General features: G+C 66.9%; 15 protein-coding genes. 12 read left to right on the top strand and 3 right to left on the bottom strand.

Annotated features, from left to right (window positions below; all coding sequences use genetic code 11):
- Window positions 1-15: 15 nt before the first annotated feature.
- Both HMPREF2914_RS18020 and HMPREF2914_RS18015 read right to left on the bottom strand, forming a co-directional pair.
- The gene (locus tag HMPREF2914_RS18020) at window positions 16-1,257 is read right to left on the bottom strand and encodes a TIGR03862 family flavoprotein (RefSeq protein WP_023092457.1); all 1,242 of its coding nucleotides are present in this window, start codon (window positions 1,255-1,257) and stop codon (window positions 16-18) included.
- A gap of 292 nt (window positions 1,258-1,549) precedes the next feature.
- On the bottom strand, window positions 1,550-2,179 hold the full coding sequence (locus HMPREF2914_RS18015) for a response regulator transcription factor (RefSeq protein WP_003093094.1): 630 nt from the start codon (window positions 2,177-2,179) through the stop codon (window positions 1,550-1,552).
- A 281-nt stretch (window positions 2,180-2,460) separates the two neighbouring features.
- Here HMPREF2914_RS18015 and rocR point away from each other — a divergent pair, with 281 nt between their 5' ends.
- From rocR to HMPREF2914_RS17980, 7 genes are all read left to right on the top strand, one after another.
- The gene (rocR, locus tag HMPREF2914_RS18010) at window positions 2,461-3,639 is read left to right on the top strand and encodes a two-component system response regulator cyclic di-GMP-specific phosphodiesterase RocR (protein ID WP_003106013.1); all 1,179 of its coding nucleotides are present in this window, start codon (window positions 2,461-2,463) and stop codon (window positions 3,637-3,639) included.
- A 101-nt stretch (window positions 3,640-3,740) separates the two neighbouring features.
- Entirely contained in the window at window positions 3,741-7,379 is a 3,639-nt protein-coding gene (locus tag HMPREF2914_RS18005) for a transporter substrate-binding domain-containing protein (protein ID WP_023092458.1), read from the top strand.
- A 214-nt stretch (window positions 7,380-7,593) separates the two neighbouring features.
- Entirely contained in the window at window positions 7,594-8,184 is a 591-nt protein-coding gene (locus HMPREF2914_RS18000; RefSeq protein ID WP_003110394.1) for a GNAT family N-acetyltransferase, read from the top strand.
- Between the two features lie 26 nt (window positions 8,185-8,210).
- Window positions 8,211-8,789 (top strand): GNAT family N-acetyltransferase, encoded by a 579-nt coding sequence (locus HMPREF2914_RS17995; RefSeq protein ID WP_003110395.1) that lies wholly within the window; start codon window positions 8,211-8,213, stop codon window positions 8,787-8,789.
- A 2-nt stretch (window positions 8,790-8,791) separates the two neighbouring features.
- Window positions 8,792-10,387: a SagB/ThcOx family dehydrogenase gene (locus HMPREF2914_RS17990; RefSeq protein ID WP_023092459.1), complete on the top strand. Its 1,596-nt coding sequence runs from the start codon at window positions 8,792-8,794 to the stop codon at window positions 10,385-10,387.
- 33 nt (window positions 10,388-10,420) lie between these two features.
- Window positions 10,421-11,290, top strand: a complete 870-nt coding sequence (gene tesB / locus HMPREF2914_RS17985) for an acyl-CoA thioesterase II (protein WP_023092460.1) — start codon at window positions 10,421-10,423, stop codon at window positions 11,288-11,290.
- On the top strand, window positions 11,287-11,883 hold the full coding sequence (locus HMPREF2914_RS17980) for an HAD family hydrolase (protein WP_003107576.1): 597 nt from the start codon (window positions 11,287-11,289) through the stop codon (window positions 11,881-11,883). The genes tesB and HMPREF2914_RS17980 overlap by 4 nt, the downstream gene beginning before the upstream one ends.
- Window positions 11,884-12,006: 123 nt before the next feature.
- Here the strand turns inward: HMPREF2914_RS17980 and HMPREF2914_RS17975 are convergent, their stop codons facing one another.
- Entirely contained in the window at window positions 12,007-12,333 is a 327-nt protein-coding gene (locus HMPREF2914_RS17975; protein ID WP_223198316.1) for an HU family DNA-binding protein, read from the bottom strand.
- 324 nt (window positions 12,334-12,657) lie between these two features.
- Here HMPREF2914_RS17975 and HMPREF2914_RS17970 point away from each other — a divergent pair, with 324 nt between their 5' ends.
- From HMPREF2914_RS17970 to tauD, 5 genes are all read left to right on the top strand, one after another.
- A complete protein-coding gene (locus HMPREF2914_RS17970; protein WP_003143037.1) occupies window positions 12,658-13,578 on the top strand; it encodes an acyl-CoA dehydrogenase family protein in 921 nt (306 codons plus the stop codon).
- A 204-nt stretch (window positions 13,579-13,782) separates the two neighbouring features.
- The gene (gene tauA / locus HMPREF2914_RS17965) at window positions 13,783-14,796 is read left to right on the top strand and encodes a taurine ABC transporter substrate-binding protein (protein WP_023092461.1); all 1,014 of its coding nucleotides are present in this window, start codon (window positions 13,783-13,785) and stop codon (window positions 14,794-14,796) included.
- A gap of 63 nt (window positions 14,797-14,859) precedes the next feature.
- A complete protein-coding gene (locus HMPREF2914_RS17960; protein WP_003093072.1) occupies window positions 14,860-15,651 on the top strand; it encodes a taurine ABC transporter ATP-binding protein in 792 nt (263 codons plus the stop codon).
- Window positions 15,641-16,459, top strand: coding sequence for an ABC transporter permease subunit (locus HMPREF2914_RS17955; protein WP_003093070.1), 819 nt, complete (start codon window positions 15,641-15,643; stop codon window positions 16,457-16,459). The genes HMPREF2914_RS17960 and HMPREF2914_RS17955 overlap by 11 nt, the downstream gene beginning before the upstream one ends.
- Before the next feature lie 106 nt (window positions 16,460-16,565).
- Window positions 16,566-17,399, top strand: a complete 834-nt coding sequence (gene tauD / locus HMPREF2914_RS17950) for a taurine dioxygenase (RefSeq protein WP_023092462.1) — start codon at window positions 16,566-16,568, stop codon at window positions 17,397-17,399.
- Window positions 17,400-17,505: the final 106 nt, after the last annotated feature.

Genomic DNA, 17,505 nt, shown 5'->3' with positions numbered 1-17,505 from the left:
CTGGCGTACCGGTCTCTAGCGCCTGCCGCGCAACCAGGCCAGCGCGCCGAGTCCGGCCACGCGCCCGCTGGCGAAGCAGGCGGTCAACAGGTAGCCGCCGGTGGGCGCCTCCCAGTCGAGCATTTCCCCGACGCAGAACACGCCGGGCAAGCCAGCGAGCATCAGGTTGCGGTCGAGCGCCTCGAAGCGCACGCCGCCGGCGCTGCTGATCGCCTCGTCCAGCGGACGCGGGCGCAGCAGCGTCAGCGGCAGGCGCTTGATCGCCACCGCCAGGCGGGCCGGCTCGGCATAGGTGGCGGCGGGGGTGAGTTCACGCAGGAGGCCGGCCCGAACCCCATCGATGCCCAACTGGCTGCGCAGGTGATTGGCCATCGACCTGGAGCCGCGCGGGCGAGCCAGGGCTGCCTCGATCTGCTCGCGACGCCTGTTCGGCAACAGGTCCAGCCATACTTCGGCCGATCCCTGTGCCTCGATCCGTTCGCGGATGGCGGCGGAGAGGGCATAGACCAGGCTGCCCTCGATACCGTCGCGGGTCACGACGAATTCGCCCTGGCGCGGCGTTTCGCCCGCCAGTCCCATGGCCACCGGTTTGACCGGAGCGCCGGAGAACTTGTCGCGAAACAGCTCGCTCCAGCCGCCGATCTCGAAACCGCAATTGCTTGGCCGCAGGGGCTCGACCTCGACGCCGCGGGCCCGCAGCAGGGGCACCCAGGCGCCGTCGGAGCCCAGGCGCTGCCAACTGCCGCCACCGAGCGCCAGGATCACGGCGTCGGCCCGTATCGACAGGCGCTCGGCGGCGCTCTGGATGTCCAGCGTACCGTCCGCGTTCCAGCCCAGCCAACGGCAGCGGGTATGGATGAGCACGCCTTGCTCGCGCAGGCGCTTGAGCCAGGCACGGAGCAACGGCGCGGCCTTCATGTCGGAGGGGAACACCCGGCCGGAACTGCCGACGAAGGTGTCGATACCCAGGCCGTGGATCCAGGCGCGCAACGCATCCGCGTCGAATTCGCCGAGCAGTGCGGCGATTTCCTTCTGGCGCCTGCCATAGCGGCCGAGGAATTGTTCCCTGGCCTCGGCATGGGTGATGTTCATGCCGCCGACGCCCGCGAGGAGGAATTTCCGGCCGACCGAGGGCATGGCGTCGAACACTTCCGTGCGTACGCCCGCCTGGCTCAGGACCTCCGCGGCCATCAGGCCTGCGGGACCGCCGCCGACGATGGCGACCTGGGGGGAAGGGGAGGATGCTTGACTGGGCATGTGGACGACGAGCGAGACCTGGGGAAACCGGCGTGCAGTGTAACCGAGGCGAAGACCGCCTCCGAGCCTTGTCGATGCCACCTGGTCCGCTCGCCGTGCGCCTGGTCAGGAACTGATCAACCGTCGGGAGGCCAGGCACGATGCGCTGCACGGAGCGTTTTTCGCACCTTATCCACAGGCGGTTCCACATGCTTTGTGGAAATCCGCCGACGCTCGTCGCGTGGCAGGAACGGCTTCCGGTCGCGCTTGCCCGAAGGTGCCTAGGCCTGGGCTTCGACAGCGAAGCGCCAGGTCAGTGGATCAGCGAATTGCGCTTGGCGAACTCTGCGAGGTCGACCAGCGAACCCAGGCCGAGCTTCTGCAGCAGGCGGGTCTTGTAGGTGCTGACGGTCTTGTTGCTGAGGAACAGCTTCTCGCCGATGGCCTTGTTCGAATAGCCCATGGCGAGATGCTGGAGGACGATCATCTCGCGGTCGGAGAGCAGGCCGATAAGCTCGCTTTCGGAAATGCGCTCCGGCGGGGTGCCGAGGGTATCGAACGTGAGCGAAGGAAAGAACGTGTAGCCAGCGATCACGGCGTTCAGGGCGTTGATCAGGTTGTTCAGGTCTTCTTCCTTGTTGACGAACCCACGGGCGCCGACCTGGATACAGCGCTTGCAGAACGCCTCTGCGGATTGTGAAGTGAGTACCAGCACCTGGGTGCGCAGTTCCAGCGACTTGATCCGCGAGATCACGGTCAGGCCGTCGAGCTTGGGAATGCCGATGTCGAGAATCACCACGTCCGGTTCGTGCTCCCGGACCAACTGGATGGCATCCACGCCATTGTCCGTCTCGGCCACCACCTGCAAACCATGCTTTTCCAGCAGGACGCGCACGGCGAGGCGGATGACGGGGTGGTCGTCGACGATCAGGACGGTATGCATAAATTCGATTTACCTTGAGGGACCGGGGCAGGGTCGGGATTCGATTTCCCGGGCGCTGCCGCCGGTGGTCATCCATGTTGGGCGCTAGGCCGAGATCGCCGTCCAGAATAGCCTGTTGAGGCGGGGCGATTCGGTTTTTCATGTGGAACCATGCTAATCCAACCGAACCTCCAAATCAGTAGGAAAATTCCCACAAAACATGGGGACTTGTCCCATAGGTCTAGTAAGGGAAACACAGCAGTATATCGCCGGTATTTCCTGGAAACCCTGTGTGGACCGTGATGAATGATTTGAATGTTCTGGTGTTGGAGGATGAGCCTTTTCAGCGCCTGGTAGCCGTCACAGCCCTGAAGAAAGTGGTGCCCGGATCGATCCTCGAGGCGGCGGACGGCAAGGAGGCGGTGGCGATCCTGGAGTCCTGCGGACACGTCGACATCGCCATCTGCGACCTGCAGATGAGCGGCATGGACGGCCTGGCGTTCCTTCGCCACGCAAGCCTGAGCGGCAAGGTCCATTCGGTGATCCTCAGCAGCGAGGTGGATCCCATCCTGCGCCAGGCCACCATTTCGATGATCGAGTGCCTGGGCCTCAATTTTCTCGGCGACCTCGGCAAGCCATTCAGCCTGGAGCGGATCACCGCCCTGTTGACCCGCTACAACGCTCGTCGCCAGGACCTGCCGCGACAGATCGAAGTCGCCGAGCTGCCCTCCGTGGCGGACGTGGTGCGCGGCCTCGACAACGGCGAGTTCGAAGCCTACTACCAGCCCAAGGTGGCCCTGGATGGCGGCGGCCTGATCGGCGCCGAGGTCCTGGCACGCTGGAACCACCCGCATCTCGGCGTACTGCCGCCGTCGCATTTCCTCTATGTGATGGAAACCTACAACCTGGTCGACAAACTGTTCTGGCAACTGTTCAGCCAGGGTCTGGCGACGCGCAGGAAGCTGGCGCAGTTGGGGCAGCCGATCAACCTGGCGTTCAACGTCCATCCTTCGCAACTGGGTTCGCGTGCGCTGGCCGAGAACATCTCGGCGTTGCTGACCGAGTTCCACCTGCCGCCCAGTTCGGTGATGTTCGAGATCACCGAGACCGGGTTGATCAGCGCTCCTGCCAGCAGCCTGGAGAACCTCGTGCGTCTGCGGATCATGGGCTGCGGCCTGGCGATGGACGATTTCGGCGCCGGCTATTCGTCCCTCGACCGGCTCTGCGAGTTTCCCTTCAGCCAGATCAAGCTGGACAGAACCTTCGTCCAGAAGATGAAGACCCAGCCCAGGAGTTGCGCCGTCATCAGCAGTGTCGTGGCGTTGGCTCAGGCGCTGGGAATTTCCCTGGTGGTGGAAGGGGTGGAGAGCGACGAACAACGGGTACGCCTGATCGAACTCGGTTGCTCCATAGCCCAGGGCTATCTGTTCGCCCGGCCGATGCCGGAACAGCACTTTCTCGACTATTGCTCCGGATCCTGACGCCGCCGCCCTGGCCTCGGCTGCCTCTAGCCGAACGCCGGGCCTCGCGCCGGACGCGTTTCCTTTCCATACAACTGCCGGCCCTGCCGCACAGACCTTTCATGCGATCAAAACTATTCCTGCTGTTCTTCTGCCTGCTGCTGTCGGGCGGACGCCTGTTCGCCGTCGAAGCGCATCCGTCCCTGACGCTGTTCAGCCAGTTGCGCATCGAGCACGAGGACATGGCGATCGCCGAGGACGACTGGGCCTGGCTGCGCCACAAGGGTCACCTGAGGCTCGGCGCGGCGCTGGACGAGACCTCGCCCTTCAACGTCCGGCTCGACGACGAGAACTACGAAGGCATAACGGCGGACGTCGCCACGCTGGTCGGGCAGTTGCTCGGCATGCGCATCAAGGTCGTGAGCTTCGATACCCATGCGGATGCCGTGGCGGCGCTCGCTGCCGGAAAGATCGACCTGCTTGGCAGCCATTACAGCTCGGCGGGCGATTCTTCCCTGGTGCTCAGCCAACCCTACGCCCGTGACCGATTGGCGGTGTTCAAGCGGATGGGGGAAAAGCGCAACTCGCCGGAGGATCTCGCCGGACTCAGCGTGGCGGTGGCCCGGGAGCATGTCGGGGAATTGCGCCAGCGTTTCCCGCGGGCGCGTTTCGTGGTCTTCGGCAGCCATGACGAGGCCGTTGCCGCGGTGGCTTTCGGACATACCGACCTGTATCTCGACGATGTGCTCAGCGCCTACCACCGGATCAATCGATCCTATTACGGCTACGTGAGGTTCGAGCGGTTTGCCGATGCCCGCCTGGAAGGGGGCTACGGCTTCCTCCTTCGTCGCGGCGATACGAACCTGTTGCGCGTCGTCAACTCGGCCATCGGCGCGATCAACCAGGACCGTCTCGAAAGCATCGCCAGGCGCTGGGTCGGCAGCGGCTCCCTGCCAACGGGCCAGCGTATCGCGCTGACGCCGCAGGAGAGCCGCTGGATCGCTCGCCACCCGGTGGTGCGGTTGGTCATCAACGACGACCTGGCGCCGCTGGCCTTCTTCAATTCCGACGAGACCTTCTCGGGCATCGCCTCCGACCTGCTGGACATGATTTCCCGCCGCACCGGCCTGCATTTCCAGGTCACGCCTCGCAGTGGCGGCTTCCCCGAGCAGATCGGCGTATTGGCCAGGAAGGAGGCGGACCTGGCGATCATGAGCCGCAGCAGCAAGCGCGAGGAAATGCTGCGTTTCACCCGCTCGTTCCTGTCCACCTCGTACGTCCTCGTCACCCGGGCGGACGACAAGGGACGCGCGGAGAGCCCCGGAAGCCTCGACGGCAAGCGCATAGCGATTCCCGCCGGCCATGTGGGCATGCAACAGGTGCGCGAGCGCTATCCGCAGGCCTCGATGGTGGAGGTCGGCGTCGCGCTGGATGCCATGAACCTGGTCTACGAAGGGCGGGCCGACGCGGCGGTGGTGCCGCTGGTCACCGCTCGCTACTACATCGTCCGGTTGTTCCGCGAGAGGCTGGCGATCGCCGACCTGGTTCCCATCGGCGCGGCCACCGCCCACTTCGCCGTTCGCCGAGGCGACGCCGAACTCCAGTCGATTCTCGACAAGGCCTTGCTGAGCATCTCGCCGGACGACCTGAGCGATATCGTCAATCGCTGGCGCTCGCCGCCGGGAATGAGCGGCCAGACCTGGGTCGACTACATCCTGGTGATCACCGAGATCCTGGCGATCGCAGCGGCCTTGCTGCTGTTCTGCCTGGGCTGGGTCACTTATCAGCGCCGGCAGATCAGGGCGCGCGCGCGGGTCGAACAGGCGCTCAGCGACCAGTTGCGGTTCGTCGAGGCCCTGACCGACTGCATGCCCCCGCCGCTGTATGTGCGCGATGTCAACGGACGGATGCTGTCCTGCAACCGCAGCTACTTGCAGAGCGTCGGCCTGAGTTCCGAGGAGGTGATGAACCGCACCGTGCTCGAGCTGCCCATGGAAAACTTCGAGACCGCTCCGGAGTTCCATCGCAGCTACCTGATGGCCATGCGCGAGGGCAGGACCATCGAGGCGGTCTACCCGGTGGCGCTGGGCGGCCGGGAGCGCTGGATCGACCACTGGATCCAGCCGTTCCGCGATTCCAACGGGACCATCCGCGGTGTCATCTGTGGCTGGCTGGACATCACCGAGCACCGCCAGTTGATCGACGAACTGGAAGAAGCGAAGAACCTGGCCGACGAAGCGAGCCGGGCCAAGACCACCTTCCTGGCGACCATGAGCCACGAGATACGCACGCCGATGAATGCGGTGATCGGCATCCTCGAACTGGCGCTCAAGCGTGCCGAGACCGGTCGGGTGGACCGTTCCAGCATCGAGATCGCCTATGCCTCGGCGAAGAGCCTGCTGGAGCTGATCGGCGATATTCTCGACATCGCCCGCATCGAGTCAGGTCGCCTCAGCCTGTCGCCGAAACGGGCCAACCTGCGCGAGCTGGTGGAATCGGTGGCACGGGTATTCGAAGGCCTGGCCCGGCAAAAGCGCCTGAGCCTGGTGCTGGAGATCGATTCGAGCATCAACGGCGACGTACTGCTGGATGCCATGCGCTTCAAGCAGATCCTCTCCAACCTGGTCAGCAACGCGATCAAGTTCACCGACGAGGGCTCGATCCGCATCCGCATCGATGGCCGCCAGGTGGAGCCGTCGCTGTTGCAGGTCAATCTCTGTGTGGAAGACACCGGCATCGGTATTTCCCTGGGCGACCAGCAACAGTTGTTCCGGCCTTTCGCCCAGGTCAACCGCAACCTGCAGAACACCGAGGGCACCGGGCTCGGCCTGGTGATCTCGCGCTCGCTGTGCGAAATGATGGGAGGGCGCCTGGTGATGAGCAGCGAGCTGGGGCAGGGGACGCGGATCGACGTCGAGCTGCGCCTGCAAGTGCTGGAACCGATCGTCGAGAGCGTGCGGGCGATCCCGCTCGGCAATCGCCAGGCGCGGCGGTTGCAGGTCCTGGTGGTGGACGATCATGCGGTCAACCGGCAGATCCTCCATCAACAGCTGAGCTTCCTCGGCCACGACGTAGAGGAGGCGGAAAACGGCCTGAGCGCTCTCAACCTGTGGCATGGGCAACCGTTCGACATGGTCATCACCGACTGTCACATGCCGCTGATGAGCGGCTCCGACCTCGCCCGCTCGATCCGCCAGGAGGAGCGCGAGAATGGCGAGGAACCGGTGGTCATCATCGGCCTCACCGCGGACGCCCAGCCGGAGGAGATCGAGCGCTGCATCCAGGCTGGAATGAACGAGTGCCTGATCAAGCCCATCGGCCTCGATGTTCTCGAGGAGCGTCTTCTGGCCCTGGGCTTTGCCGACGACGACCTGCCCGTCACCATCGACGCCGAACCCGTCGCGATACCGTCGGACCCCCGTCTCTACGACCTGGATTCCCTGCATGCGCTGACCGGCGGCGAGCCGACGATGCTCAGGCGGCTGCTCGATGAACTGCTGACCAGCAACCGCAAGGACCTGGAGACCCTCGAGGGACTGGTGCAACGCCAGGAGACCGGCGAACTGGCCGAGCTGGCGCATCGGATCAAGGGCGCGGCGAGGGTGGTGCGTGGCGAGCAACTGGTGGAAAGCTGCCGGCGCCTCGAGGATGCCTGCCTCAGCCCGAACGCCTCGTTCGCCTGGGTGGAGGAGTGCGCCGTTGGGGTGAAACTGGCGATCCTCGCCCTGGACGAGAGTCTGGTGGAAGAGTGCACGGATTGACGTGGCTTGCGCCCGTTGCCCGGGCGGTAAACCAATCGTCATCGCTTTGCCCGAGGATCGGGCATGTCCAGGCGCGGAAAAGACTACACTCCGGTTGGGTAGCCTTTTCCGCGAAGCCTGACCAAAGATCGGAATACCGCCCTCGCGGGCACCCCAGCCGATTCCTGCGGTCAGATAGTCCTTCTGGAGTGCGTTGAACGAAAGGAACCAAGCGATGGCCGACCTGACCAGCCTGAGCATCGAGCATCTGCGCTCGCCACGGCTGTATACCCACCGTCTGATCCTGCGGCCCTGGCTGGTGCAGGACCGAGCCAGGTTCGCCGAGCTGAATGCCGACCCGCGGGTGATGGAGTTCTTTCCGTCCTGCCTGGATCGCGCCCAGAGCGACGCGTTGCTGCGCCGCATCGACGCGCACTTCGCCGAGCACGGTTTTGGCTGGTGGGCGCTGCAGGTCAAGGGCGGCGATCCTTTCATCGGCTACGTGGGGCTGGAGGTCGTGGACTTCGATGCGCCCTTCGTACCCGCGGTGGCCATCGGCTGGCGTCTCGCCGCCGAGCATTGGGCGGAGGGCTTCGCCCACGAGGCGGCCGAGGCGGCGCTGAGCTACGCCTTCGATACCCTTGGCCTGGACCAGGTGGTGGCTTTCACCGTACCGGCCAACGAGAACTCCCTGGGACTGATGGAGCGCTTGGGGATGCATCGCGATCCCACCGACGACTTCGAGCATCCCGACCTGCCCCCCGGCCACCGCTTGCGGCATCATGTGCTGTACCGGTTGACGCGCGAGGACTGGCTTCGCAGATGAGTCGGCCGTTTCCGAAAAGGCCTCCCATGAACGCGAACCTTCCCCCTTCCGCCATTTCCGAACTGCATGGCCCGCGCCTGCTGCTGCGCGCCTGGCGCGACAGCGACCGCGAGGCGTTCGCCGAGATGTGCGCCGACCCGCAGGTAATGGAGTTCTTCCCCAGTGTGCTCGACCGCGCGCAGAGCGACGCCTTGGTCGATCGCGTCCAGGCGCATTTTGCCGAGCGTGGCTACGGGCCCTGGGCCCTGGAGCTACCGGGCGAGGCGGCGTTCATCGGATTCACCGGCCTGTTCGACGTGACCATGGACGTGCACTTCGCCCCGACCGTGGAGATCGGCTGGCGCCTGGCGCCCGCCTACTGGGGCCGTGGATTCGCCCGCGAAGCGGCAGAAACCGCCTTGGACTTCGCCTTCGAGCGGCTGCGCCTGCCCGAGGTGGTGGCCTTCACCACGCCGCCCAACCGCCGCTCCTGGGGCTTGATGGAGCGCCTGGGCATGCGTCGCGATCCGGCCGAGGATTTCGACCACCCACTCCTGGCAGCGGATCACCCGATGCGCCGGCATATCCTCTATCGCGTCGACGCGGCCCGCTGGGCGGAGCGGTGAACATGGGCGACGGCGGCGGCGAGGTGCTCTCCTACCATCGCCTCAGCATGCATCGCCCGGAGCGCTACGCTCCCGGTCCCGGCGGACTGGACTGGGCGACCCAGCCGGCGCCGTTCCGCCAGTACCGGGGCTGCCGGCAAGTCGAACTGCTGCATCGGCCGCTGGAGGAGTCGCCACCCTACGACGGGGTGTTTTCCGGGCCGGCGGCCGCGCCCTCTCGGCTCGATCGCCGCAGCCTCTCGCAGATGCTCTACGACGGATTGGCGCTGTCGGCCTGGAAGGAGGCCGGCGGCACTCGCTGGGCGCTACGGGTCAATCCGTCGAGCGGCAACCTGCATCCCACCGAAGCCTACCTGCTGCTTCCCGGCGGTACCCTGGAGCCGGCGCCGCTGCTCGCCCATTACCGTCCCGACAAGCATGCCCTGGAGGTGCGCGGCGAACTGCCGGCGCCGCTGGCTTCGCTGCTGGATGACTGCTTGCCGCCCGGCGGTTGCCTCCTGGCATTGACCAGCGTGCCCTGGCGCGAGGCCTGGAAATACGGTGAGCGAGCCTATCGCTACTGCCAGCATGACCTCGGCCACGCGCTGGCCTGCCTCTCGATCGCCGCGGCGATCCAGGGCTGGGAGATGCGCCTGCTGCGCGGCGTCGCCGAAAGCGCACTGGACGGCCTGTTCGGCCTTGACCGGGACGGCTTCGCCGAGGGCGAGAGCGTCGACGCACTGTTCTGGATCGGGCCGGCGCTCACGCAGGAGCCTTCCCTTTCGCCGCGCCTGTGCAAAGGGCTGGCGGCCCTGCCATTGGCCGGCGCACCGAACCGGCTGTCGCGGGAGTACCGGGACTGGCCGGAGTTGCAGCGGATACATGGGCTATGCCGGGCGCCGCGCCTGCCGGCACGCCCGTGGAGGGTCGCACCGGGCGAGCCCGGCAACGACAACCCCGGCCTGCCGCTGCGACCGCTGCTGCATCGGCGGCGTAGCGCGCAGCGCATGGACGGGCGCGCCGGCATCGATGTCGAACTGCTGCGGGCCTGGCTGCGCAGGCTGCTGCCGGAGCGCTCGCCGGTGCCTTTCGCGGTCACCGGCGAGGCCGCGCGGGTCGATCTACTGCTGTTCGTCCATCGCGTCCGGGGCCTGGTGCCGGGGTTGTACTGGCTGGATCGCAGCGGCCTGCGGCGGCCGCCGATGCGCGAGGACTTCCTCTGGCAGCGCGTCGATCCGGAGTTGCCGCTGTACCTGTTGCAGGAAGGCGATGCGCGCGCGCTGTCGGCGTATCTCTCCTGCCAGCAGGACATCGCCGGCGACGGCTGCGTCGCGCTCGCCATGCTCGCCCATCTCGGCGCGGCGCTCGAAGAAGGCCCCTGGTGCTATCCGCGGCTGTACTGGGAATGCGGGCAGCTCGGCCAGTTGCTCTACCTCGAGGCGGAGGCCGCTGGGCTGTCTGGGACGGGTATCGGCTGCTACTACGACCCCCTGGTGCATGAGCTGCTTGGACTAACGGATGAGTCCATGGCCAGTCTCTACCATTTCACCCTCGGCCGCGCGGTGTGGGACACTCGTCTTTGCAACATGCCCGCGTACCCGGCCTTGCGCCGCGACTAGCCCGTCGACAGCCCGAATTCGAGGAAACACCCCATGACCCAGATACTGGACAACCTGGTGGCTTTGCTGAGCCTGGAACCCATCGAGGAGAACCTGTTCCGGGGCATGAGCCAGGATCTCGGCTTCCGCCAGCTCTATGGCGGCCAGGTCCTGGGCCAGGCACTGTCGGCGGCCAGCCAGACGGTGGAGGACGATCGCCACGTACACTCCATGCACGGCTACTTCCTGCGTCCCGGTGACGCCAGCATGCCGGTGGTCTACCAGGTGGACCGGGTGCGCGACGGCGGCAGCTTCAGCACCCGCCGGGTCACCGCGATCCAGAAAGGCCAGCCGATCTTCACCCTGAGCAGCTCCTTCCAGTACGACGAGGAAGGTTTCCACCACCAGATCGAGATGCCCGAGGTGGTCGGCCCGGATAACTTGCCTTCGGAGCTGGAGCTGACCCGCCAGCGCGCCGAGCAGATTCCCGAGCGCATCCGCGACAAGCTGCTGTATCCGAAGCCCATCGAGATTCGTCCGGTCACCCAGCACGACCCCTACGACCCGCAGCCCGACGAACCGGTGAAGTACCTCTGGTTCCGTGCCGACGGCAAGCTGCCGGACGTCCCGGCGCTGCACAAGTACCTGCTGGCCTACGCCTCGGATTTCGGTTTCCTTACCACCTCGATGCAGCCCCATGCCGTTTCGGTGTGGCAGAAGACCATGCAGGTCGCCAGCCTCGACCACGCCCTGTGGTTCCACCGCGACCTGCGCGCGGACGAGTGGCTGCTCTACGCCATCGACAGCCCCTGGGCCGGCAACGCACGCGGTTTCGTGCGCGGCAGCATCTTCAACCAGAGCGGCCAGCTGGTCGCCTCGTCGAGCCAGGAAGGCCTGATCCGCAAGCGTGAGGACTGGGCGTGAGGCTGGCCGACATCCGCCACTGGGTGTTCGACATGGACGGCACCCTGACCCGGGCCGTGCACGACTTCCCGGCGATCCGCCGAGCGCTGGACATCCCCGAGCAGGACGACATCCTGCTGCACCTCGCCGCCCTGCCCGAGGCCGAGGCGGCGGCCAAGCACGCCTGGCTGCTCGAACACGAGCGCGCCCTGGCCGAGGCCGCGCGGCCGGCGCCGGGCGCACTGGAACTGGTGCGCGAGTTGCAGCGGCGCGGCGTGCGCCTGGGCATCCTGACCCGCAACGACCACCAGTTGGCGCTGATCACCCTCGAAGCGATCGGCCTGGGCGGCTGCTTCCCCACCGAGCACATCCTCGGGCGCGGCGAGGCGCGGCCCAAGCCGGACCCTGATGGCTTGCTGCGCATCGCCCGACGCTGGAACGTGACGCCGGCGGAGCTGGTGATGGTCGGCGACTACCGTTTCGACCTCGACTGCGGACGCGCCGCGGGTAGTCGCACGGTGCTGGTCAACCTGCCGGAAAACCCCTGGCCGGAGCTGGCCGACTGGCACGCTGCCGATTGCCATGCGTTGCTCGAGCAACTGCAAACGCCGTAGGAATATCCGGCGGAAAACCTCGAGGGCGGCAGCGCCAGCGGCTCCCCGAAAACGAAAAAAGCGCAGGAGGCCAGGCTCCTGCGCTTTTTTCCTGCGCATCCGTGCGGGATGCGGCGGCCGTTATCAGCCGTTGATCGCGTCGGTCAGCGCCTTGGCCGGAACGAACTTGGCTACACGCTTGGCAGCGATCTCGATCGCCTTGCCGGTCTGCGGGTTGCGGCCGGTGCGCGCGGGACGCTCGGAGACCTTCAGCTTGCCGATACCCGGCAGGGTGATTTCGCCATCGTTCTCCAGGGCGTCCTTGACGATCTCGGCGAGCTGGTCGAGCGCGCTGCGAACGGTGGTCTTCTGCGCGTCGATGGCTTCGGCGATGTCCTGGATCAGTTGGTCTTTGGTCAGTGCCATGGTGGTGTAGCTCCTTGGTAAAAGACTGCGCGAGGGGCCTCGCACAGAAACGGGCGTGATTTTAAACAGCTTGGCGCGAATAAGGTTCCCTTTTCTCCGCTTATTTGTTTCCTCGCACGACGCGCATGACAGAGCCGTTACAGAGGTTTTCGCGGCTGTCCGGAATGATGCCGGCGTCGGTTGCCCGACGCACCCTCATGGTTCTGCCAGGGGCGCATGCCTCCGGTTCTTAGTTAAGGATTATTGGTTATTTATGAGTTAGGGTTTCATCCATTAGGGTTATAAGCAGGACATCCCGTCCCTTTCCATCACCGGAGCCTGCTTACCTCGCGCCAACGCCTGGCCCTCGCTCCCCGTTCGAGGTGCCGCATGAGCGAAGCCCGGCTCCACTCGCCCGACCCCAGGACACCGCGACCCATGGCCGGTTGGGCGGCAAGCCTGCGCGACAGTGGACTGCTGGCGCTGGCAGTGCCGCGCGTGTTCGCCGGCATGGAGCGGGACTGGGGGGAAATCTTCGCTGGCGTCCGCCACCTGGCCGAGCAGGAACTCGAGCTGGCACGGCGCCTGGCCCTGCATCATCTGCAGATCGCTTCCATTCGCCTGCTGGGTAGTCCTGAACAGCAGCGCCGCCTGTTGCCGGCCAGCGTCGAGCGCCGCTGGCTGTGGAGCGAGGCGGTCGATCTGCGGCGCGCCCAGCCCGAAGCGCAGGAGCACTGGCGGGGCGGTTTCCTGGTGGGTGGACGGGGTAGCGATTGCTTCGCCGTGGAAGACGTGGATCGCTTGCTGATCTCAGCCTGGCACGCGCCCTCCCGCGCTCACCTGATCGCTGTTGCCGAAACGGGGCGGGCAGGCATCGACATCTCCGGCCTCGCCGATGGCTCGGGGCTGTTCTTGCCCGCCGGGCAGCGGCTGCATTACCAGCGGCTGCGGCTGCATCCCGAGGACATCCTGGTGCCGCCCGGCCTGCCGCCGACCCCGTGCGGGCAACTGCGCGAAGGCTTGACCCGATTGGCCCAGGCCAACCTCGACCTGGGCCAGGCTGCGCGGGTGCCGGGCGACGTGGCGGGGCAGGGAGAGGCGCCGCGTCTCCTCGCCCTCGCGCTGCGTCTTGTCGAACTGGCGGCGGAGTCCTTCCAGGCGGCATTCGCCCGCGGCGGCGCGCTGACATTCCGCGAAAGCGCGGCGGCGTCGCTGCTGGCGAGCGAGGCGGAGGCGGTGGCCCGCGCCGGGCTGCTCGCCTGCCTGCGCCGACAGGCCCTGGAAGCCCGTTTGCTGGGCGCGGCCCTGTAGGGACGGGGGCATGGAGCAAGGGCGGAAGGGCATCCGGGTGCGCATTCGCGCTCATAAACTAATTCCAAAATATTATTTATATCGAGTTTTTTATATCTGTAATCTGCATCGCACCGGACCACCGGACTCGCTGTCGCCACCCATTGCCCGTCCCTGGTCCGTTCTCCTCCGGAGCGCGGCACCGTTGCCTCCGAGGTTCGCCCGATGAAACGCCCGAATTCCCTGCACCGCCTGGTGGCAGCCCTGGCCTTTGCCAGCCTTTCCGTCGCCGCCCAGGCCGCCGACATCACGGTCGGCTACCAGACCGGCATCGACCCGACCAAGGTGCCCCAGGCCGATGGCCTGTACGAGAAAGCCATCGGCGAGAAGATCGACTGGCGCCGCTTCAACAGCGGTCCGGAAGTGATCGCCGCGCTCGCCTCCGGAGACCTGCAACTCGGCAACATCGGGTCCAGCCCGCTGGCAGCGGCGACCTCGCGGAAGCTGCCGATCGTCGCCTTCATCGTTTCCGCGCAGATCAACGCCGCCGAGGCGCTGGTGGTGCGCAATGGAAGCGGGATCGGGAAACCCGAGGACCTGGTCGGCAAGACCATCGCTACCCCGTTCGTTTCAACCTCCCACTACAGCCTGCTCGGCGCCCTCAAGCACTGGCAGATCGATCCGTCCAAGGTGAAGATCGTCAACCTCAACCCGGCCGAGATCGCTGCCGCCTGGCGTCGCGGCGACATCGACGGGGCCTTCGTCTGGTCGCCGGCGCTGGGCGAGATCAAGAAAAGCGGCAAGGTCCTCACCGACGCCGCCGAAGTCGGCCAGTGGGGTGCGCCGACCTTCGAGGTGTGGGTGGCGCGCAAGGACTTCGCCGAGAAGCATCCTGAAATCGTCGCCCGCTTCGCCCGCGTCAGCCTCGATTCCTTCGCCGACTACAACGCGCACAAGGTCGAATGGACCGCCGACTCCGAGCCGGTGAAGAAGATCGCCCGGCTGACCGGCGCCGATCCCAGGGACGTCCCCGAACTGCTGGCCGGCTCGACCTTCCCGGAAAGCCAGGCGCAACTGTCCGCCGACCTGCTCGGCGGCGGCACCGCCAAGGCTATCGCCGGCACTGCCGAATTCCTCAAGGAACAGAAGCGCGTGCCGGCCGTCCTCGGCGACTACTCGCCCTACGTCAGCGCCGACTTCGTGCGCCAGGCGGAGCAGGTCCAGGTCGGCCAGCGCTGAATTCCGCGCCTCCGCTCCGCCTGTCGAAGCGGAGGCTTTCTTACCCTACGGAGGGCAGAACACATGAGCCGTCTGACGGCCGAGGCGATCAGCCTCTCATTCGAACAGCGCGGCCAGCGCCGCGCCATCCTCCGCGATCTCAGCCTGGGCCTGGCCAAGGGCGAGTCGCTGGTGGTGCTGGGTCCTTCGGGCTGCGGCAAGTCGACACTGCTGAACATCCTCGCCGGTTTCCAGACGCCGGACCAGGGACGCGTGCAGATCGACGGCCGGACACTCGAAGGGCCTGGCGGCGAGCGCGGCGTGGTATTCCAGGACGACGCCCTGATGCCCTGGCTCAACGCCCTCGACAACGTCGCCCTGGGCCTGCGCATCCGTGGCCTGGGCAAGGCCGAGCGCACCGCGCGGGCGCGCCAGGTCCTGCAACTGGTGGGCCTCCAGGAGTACGCCGAGCAGTCCGTCGCCCAGCTCTCCGGCGGCCAGCGGCAACGCCTCGGGCTGGCACGCGCGCTGGCGGTCGAGCCGGACTTCCTGCTGCTCGACGAGCCGTTCGGCGCGCTCGACGCGCTGACCCGCGAGCGCATGCAGGTGCTCCTGCTGGACCTGTGGAAGCAGACCGGCAAGGGCCTCTTCCTGATCACCCACAGCGTCGACGAAGCCCTGTTCCTGGCTACCGACCTGGTGGTGATGGACGGCCCGCCGGCGCGCATCGTCAAGCGCCTGCCGGTGGACTTCGCGCGGCGCTACGCCGCCGGCGAAACGGTGCGCTCGATCAAGGCCGATCCCGAGTTCGGCCGTTTGCGCCAGGCGTTGCTGGACGAATTCCTCGATGTCGCGGAGGCCGAACATGCCCACTGATACCCTCGGACTCGCCGCCGCCAAGCCTGTCCCGCGCAAGCGGCGCCTGCCCGGCGACCGTCGGCGCTGGGCCGCCGGTGCCAGCGTGCTGGCCCTGGCCCTGCTGTGGTGGGCGGCGACCCGTTTCGGCTGGGTCGACGTGCTGTTCCTGCCGGCGCCCGAACAGCTCTTCGAAGCCCTGCAACGGCTATGGCAGGAGGGCTACCTCGATGCCAGCCTGCTGCAACACGTCGGCACCAGCCTGCTGCGGGTGCTCCTGGCGCTCGGCGCCGCGGTGCTGACGGCGATCCCGCTGGGCGTGCTGATGGGCCTCAATCCCCTGGCCGGCGCCGCCCTCGATCCGCTGGTGGAGTTCTACCGGCCGATCCCGCCGCTGGCCTACTTGCCGCTGATCGTCATCTGGTTCGGCATCGGCGAGCTGAGCAAGGTGCTGCTGATCTACCTGGCGCTGTTCGCGCCGCTGCTCATCGCTACCGCCGCCGGCGTGCGCCGCGTCGACCGATCGCGGGTGCAGGCGGTGCGCTGCCTGGGGGCCAGCCGCTGGCAGGTGGTGCGCTACGTGATCCTGCCGAGCGCCCTGCCGGAGGTCCTCACCGGCCTGCGCATCGCCCTCGGCGTCGGCTGGTCGACCCTGGTCGCCGCCGAACTGATCGCGGCCAATCGCGGCCTCGGCTTCATGGTCCAGTCCGCCGCGCAATTCCTCGCCACCGACGTGGTGGTGGTCGGCATCCTGCTGATCGCCGCCATCGCCCTGGCCTTCGAACTGGGGCTGCGCTGGGTCCAGCGGCGCTTCGCCGCCTGGGGCTGAACGCGAGAGTCCCGAGTCATTCCCGAACCGGCCTTCACCCTCGCGGCGAAGGCCGGAGCGAGGGCGCGCAGGACGCGCCCGCAACCTGCCCGACGAGTAGCACGACATGAGCCTGACCATCCAACCCATCAGCCCGGCCCTGGGCGCCATCGTTTCCGGCATCGACCTCGGCGCGCCGCTGGACGACACCGGCCAGCGGGCCATCGAGCAGGCCCTGCTCGAACACCAGGTGCTGTTCTTCCGCGACCAGTCGCTGGAACCCAGGAGTCAGGCGCGCTTCGCCGCCCGCTTCGGCGACCTGCACATCCATCCGATCTACCCCAGCGTGCCGGAGCAGCCGGAGGTCATCGTCCTCGACACCGCGGTCACCGACGTGCGCGACAATGCCATCTGGCACACCGACGTGACCTTCCTCGAGACCCCGGCGCTGGGAGCCGTGCTCGCCGCCAAGCAATTGCCGCCGTACGGCGGCGACACCCTCTGGGCGAGCAGCACGGCGGCCTACGAGGCGCTGTCGGCGCCGCTGCGGCGCCTGCTGGACGGCCTCACGGCGACCCACGACATCGGCAAGTCCTTCCCCCGCGAGCGCTTCGGCGTCACCGAGGCTGACCTGGCGCGCCTGGAGGAGGCCCGCCTGAAGAATCCGCCGCGCTCGCATCCGGTGGTGCGCACCCATCCGCTCACCGGGCGCAAGGGCCTGTTCGTCAGCGACGGCTTCACCACCCGCATCAACGAACTGGCGCCGGCCGAGAGCGACGCGCTGCTGACGTTCCTCTTCGCCCATGCCACCCGCCCCGAATTCACCGTGCGCTGGCGCTGGCAGGAAAACGACGTGGCGTTCTGGGACAACCGCGTGACCCAGCACTACGCGGTGGACGACTACCGGCCACAGCGGCGGGTCATGCATCGCGCCACCATCCTCGGCGACAAGCCCGTCTGACGCCACCGCGCGCGGGCTTCCTCCGGCGGCCCGCGCCGGCAACTGTCCGTTCCGCCAGCTTTTGCTCTCGAAAAGGTCGCCTCTGCGACATTCGCTGTCGCGTCCC

The organism is Pseudomonas sp. HMSC067G02 (genome assembly GCF_001813485.1).
GTDB classification, from domain to species: Bacteria; Pseudomonadota; Gammaproteobacteria; order Pseudomonadales; family Pseudomonadaceae; genus Pseudomonas; species Pseudomonas aeruginosa.
Note: the sequence above shows the minus strand (reverse complement) of the source record. Positions and strands in the feature narration are given on the sequence as shown.

Coding starts and splice junctions, on each gene's coding strand:
- tauA (WP_023092461.1), top strand. CDS start 13,783: ATGAAACGCCCGAATTCCCTGCACCGCCTGGTGGCAGCCCTGGCCTTT.
- HMPREF2914_RS17960 (WP_003093072.1), top strand. CDS start 14,860: ATGAGCCGTCTGACGGCCGAGGCGATCAGCCTCTCATTCGAACAGCGC.
- HMPREF2914_RS17955 (WP_003093070.1), top strand. CDS start 15,641: ATGCCCACTGATACCCTCGGACTCGCCGCCGCCAAGCCTGTCCCGCGC.
- HMPREF2914_RS17990 (WP_023092459.1), top strand. CDS start 8,792: ATGGGCGACGGCGGCGGCGAGGTGCTCTCCTACCATCGCCTCAGCATG.
- tesB (WP_023092460.1), top strand. CDS start 10,421: ATGACCCAGATACTGGACAACCTGGTGGCTTTGCTGAGCCTGGAACCC.
- HMPREF2914_RS17995 (WP_003110395.1), top strand. CDS start 8,211: ATGAACGCGAACCTTCCCCCTTCCGCCATTTCCGAACTGCATGGCCCG.
- HMPREF2914_RS18015 (WP_003093094.1), bottom strand. CDS start 2,179: ATGCATACCGTCCTGATCGTCGACGACCACCCCGTCATCCGCCTCGCC.
- HMPREF2914_RS18000 (WP_003110394.1), top strand. CDS start 7,594: ATGGCCGACCTGACCAGCCTGAGCATCGAGCATCTGCGCTCGCCACGG.
- HMPREF2914_RS18020 (WP_023092457.1), bottom strand. CDS start 1,257: ATGCCCAGTCAAGCATCCTCCCCTTCCCCCCAGGTCGCCATCGTCGGC.
- tauD (WP_023092462.1), top strand. CDS start 16,566: ATGAGCCTGACCATCCAACCCATCAGCCCGGCCCTGGGCGCCATCGTT.
- HMPREF2914_RS18005 (WP_023092458.1), top strand. CDS start 3,741: ATGCGATCAAAACTATTCCTGCTGTTCTTCTGCCTGCTGCTGTCGGGC.
- rocR (WP_003106013.1), top strand. CDS start 2,461: ATGAATGATTTGAATGTTCTGGTGTTGGAGGATGAGCCTTTTCAGCGC.
- HMPREF2914_RS17970 (WP_003143037.1), top strand. CDS start 12,658: ATGAGCGAAGCCCGGCTCCACTCGCCCGACCCCAGGACACCGCGACCC.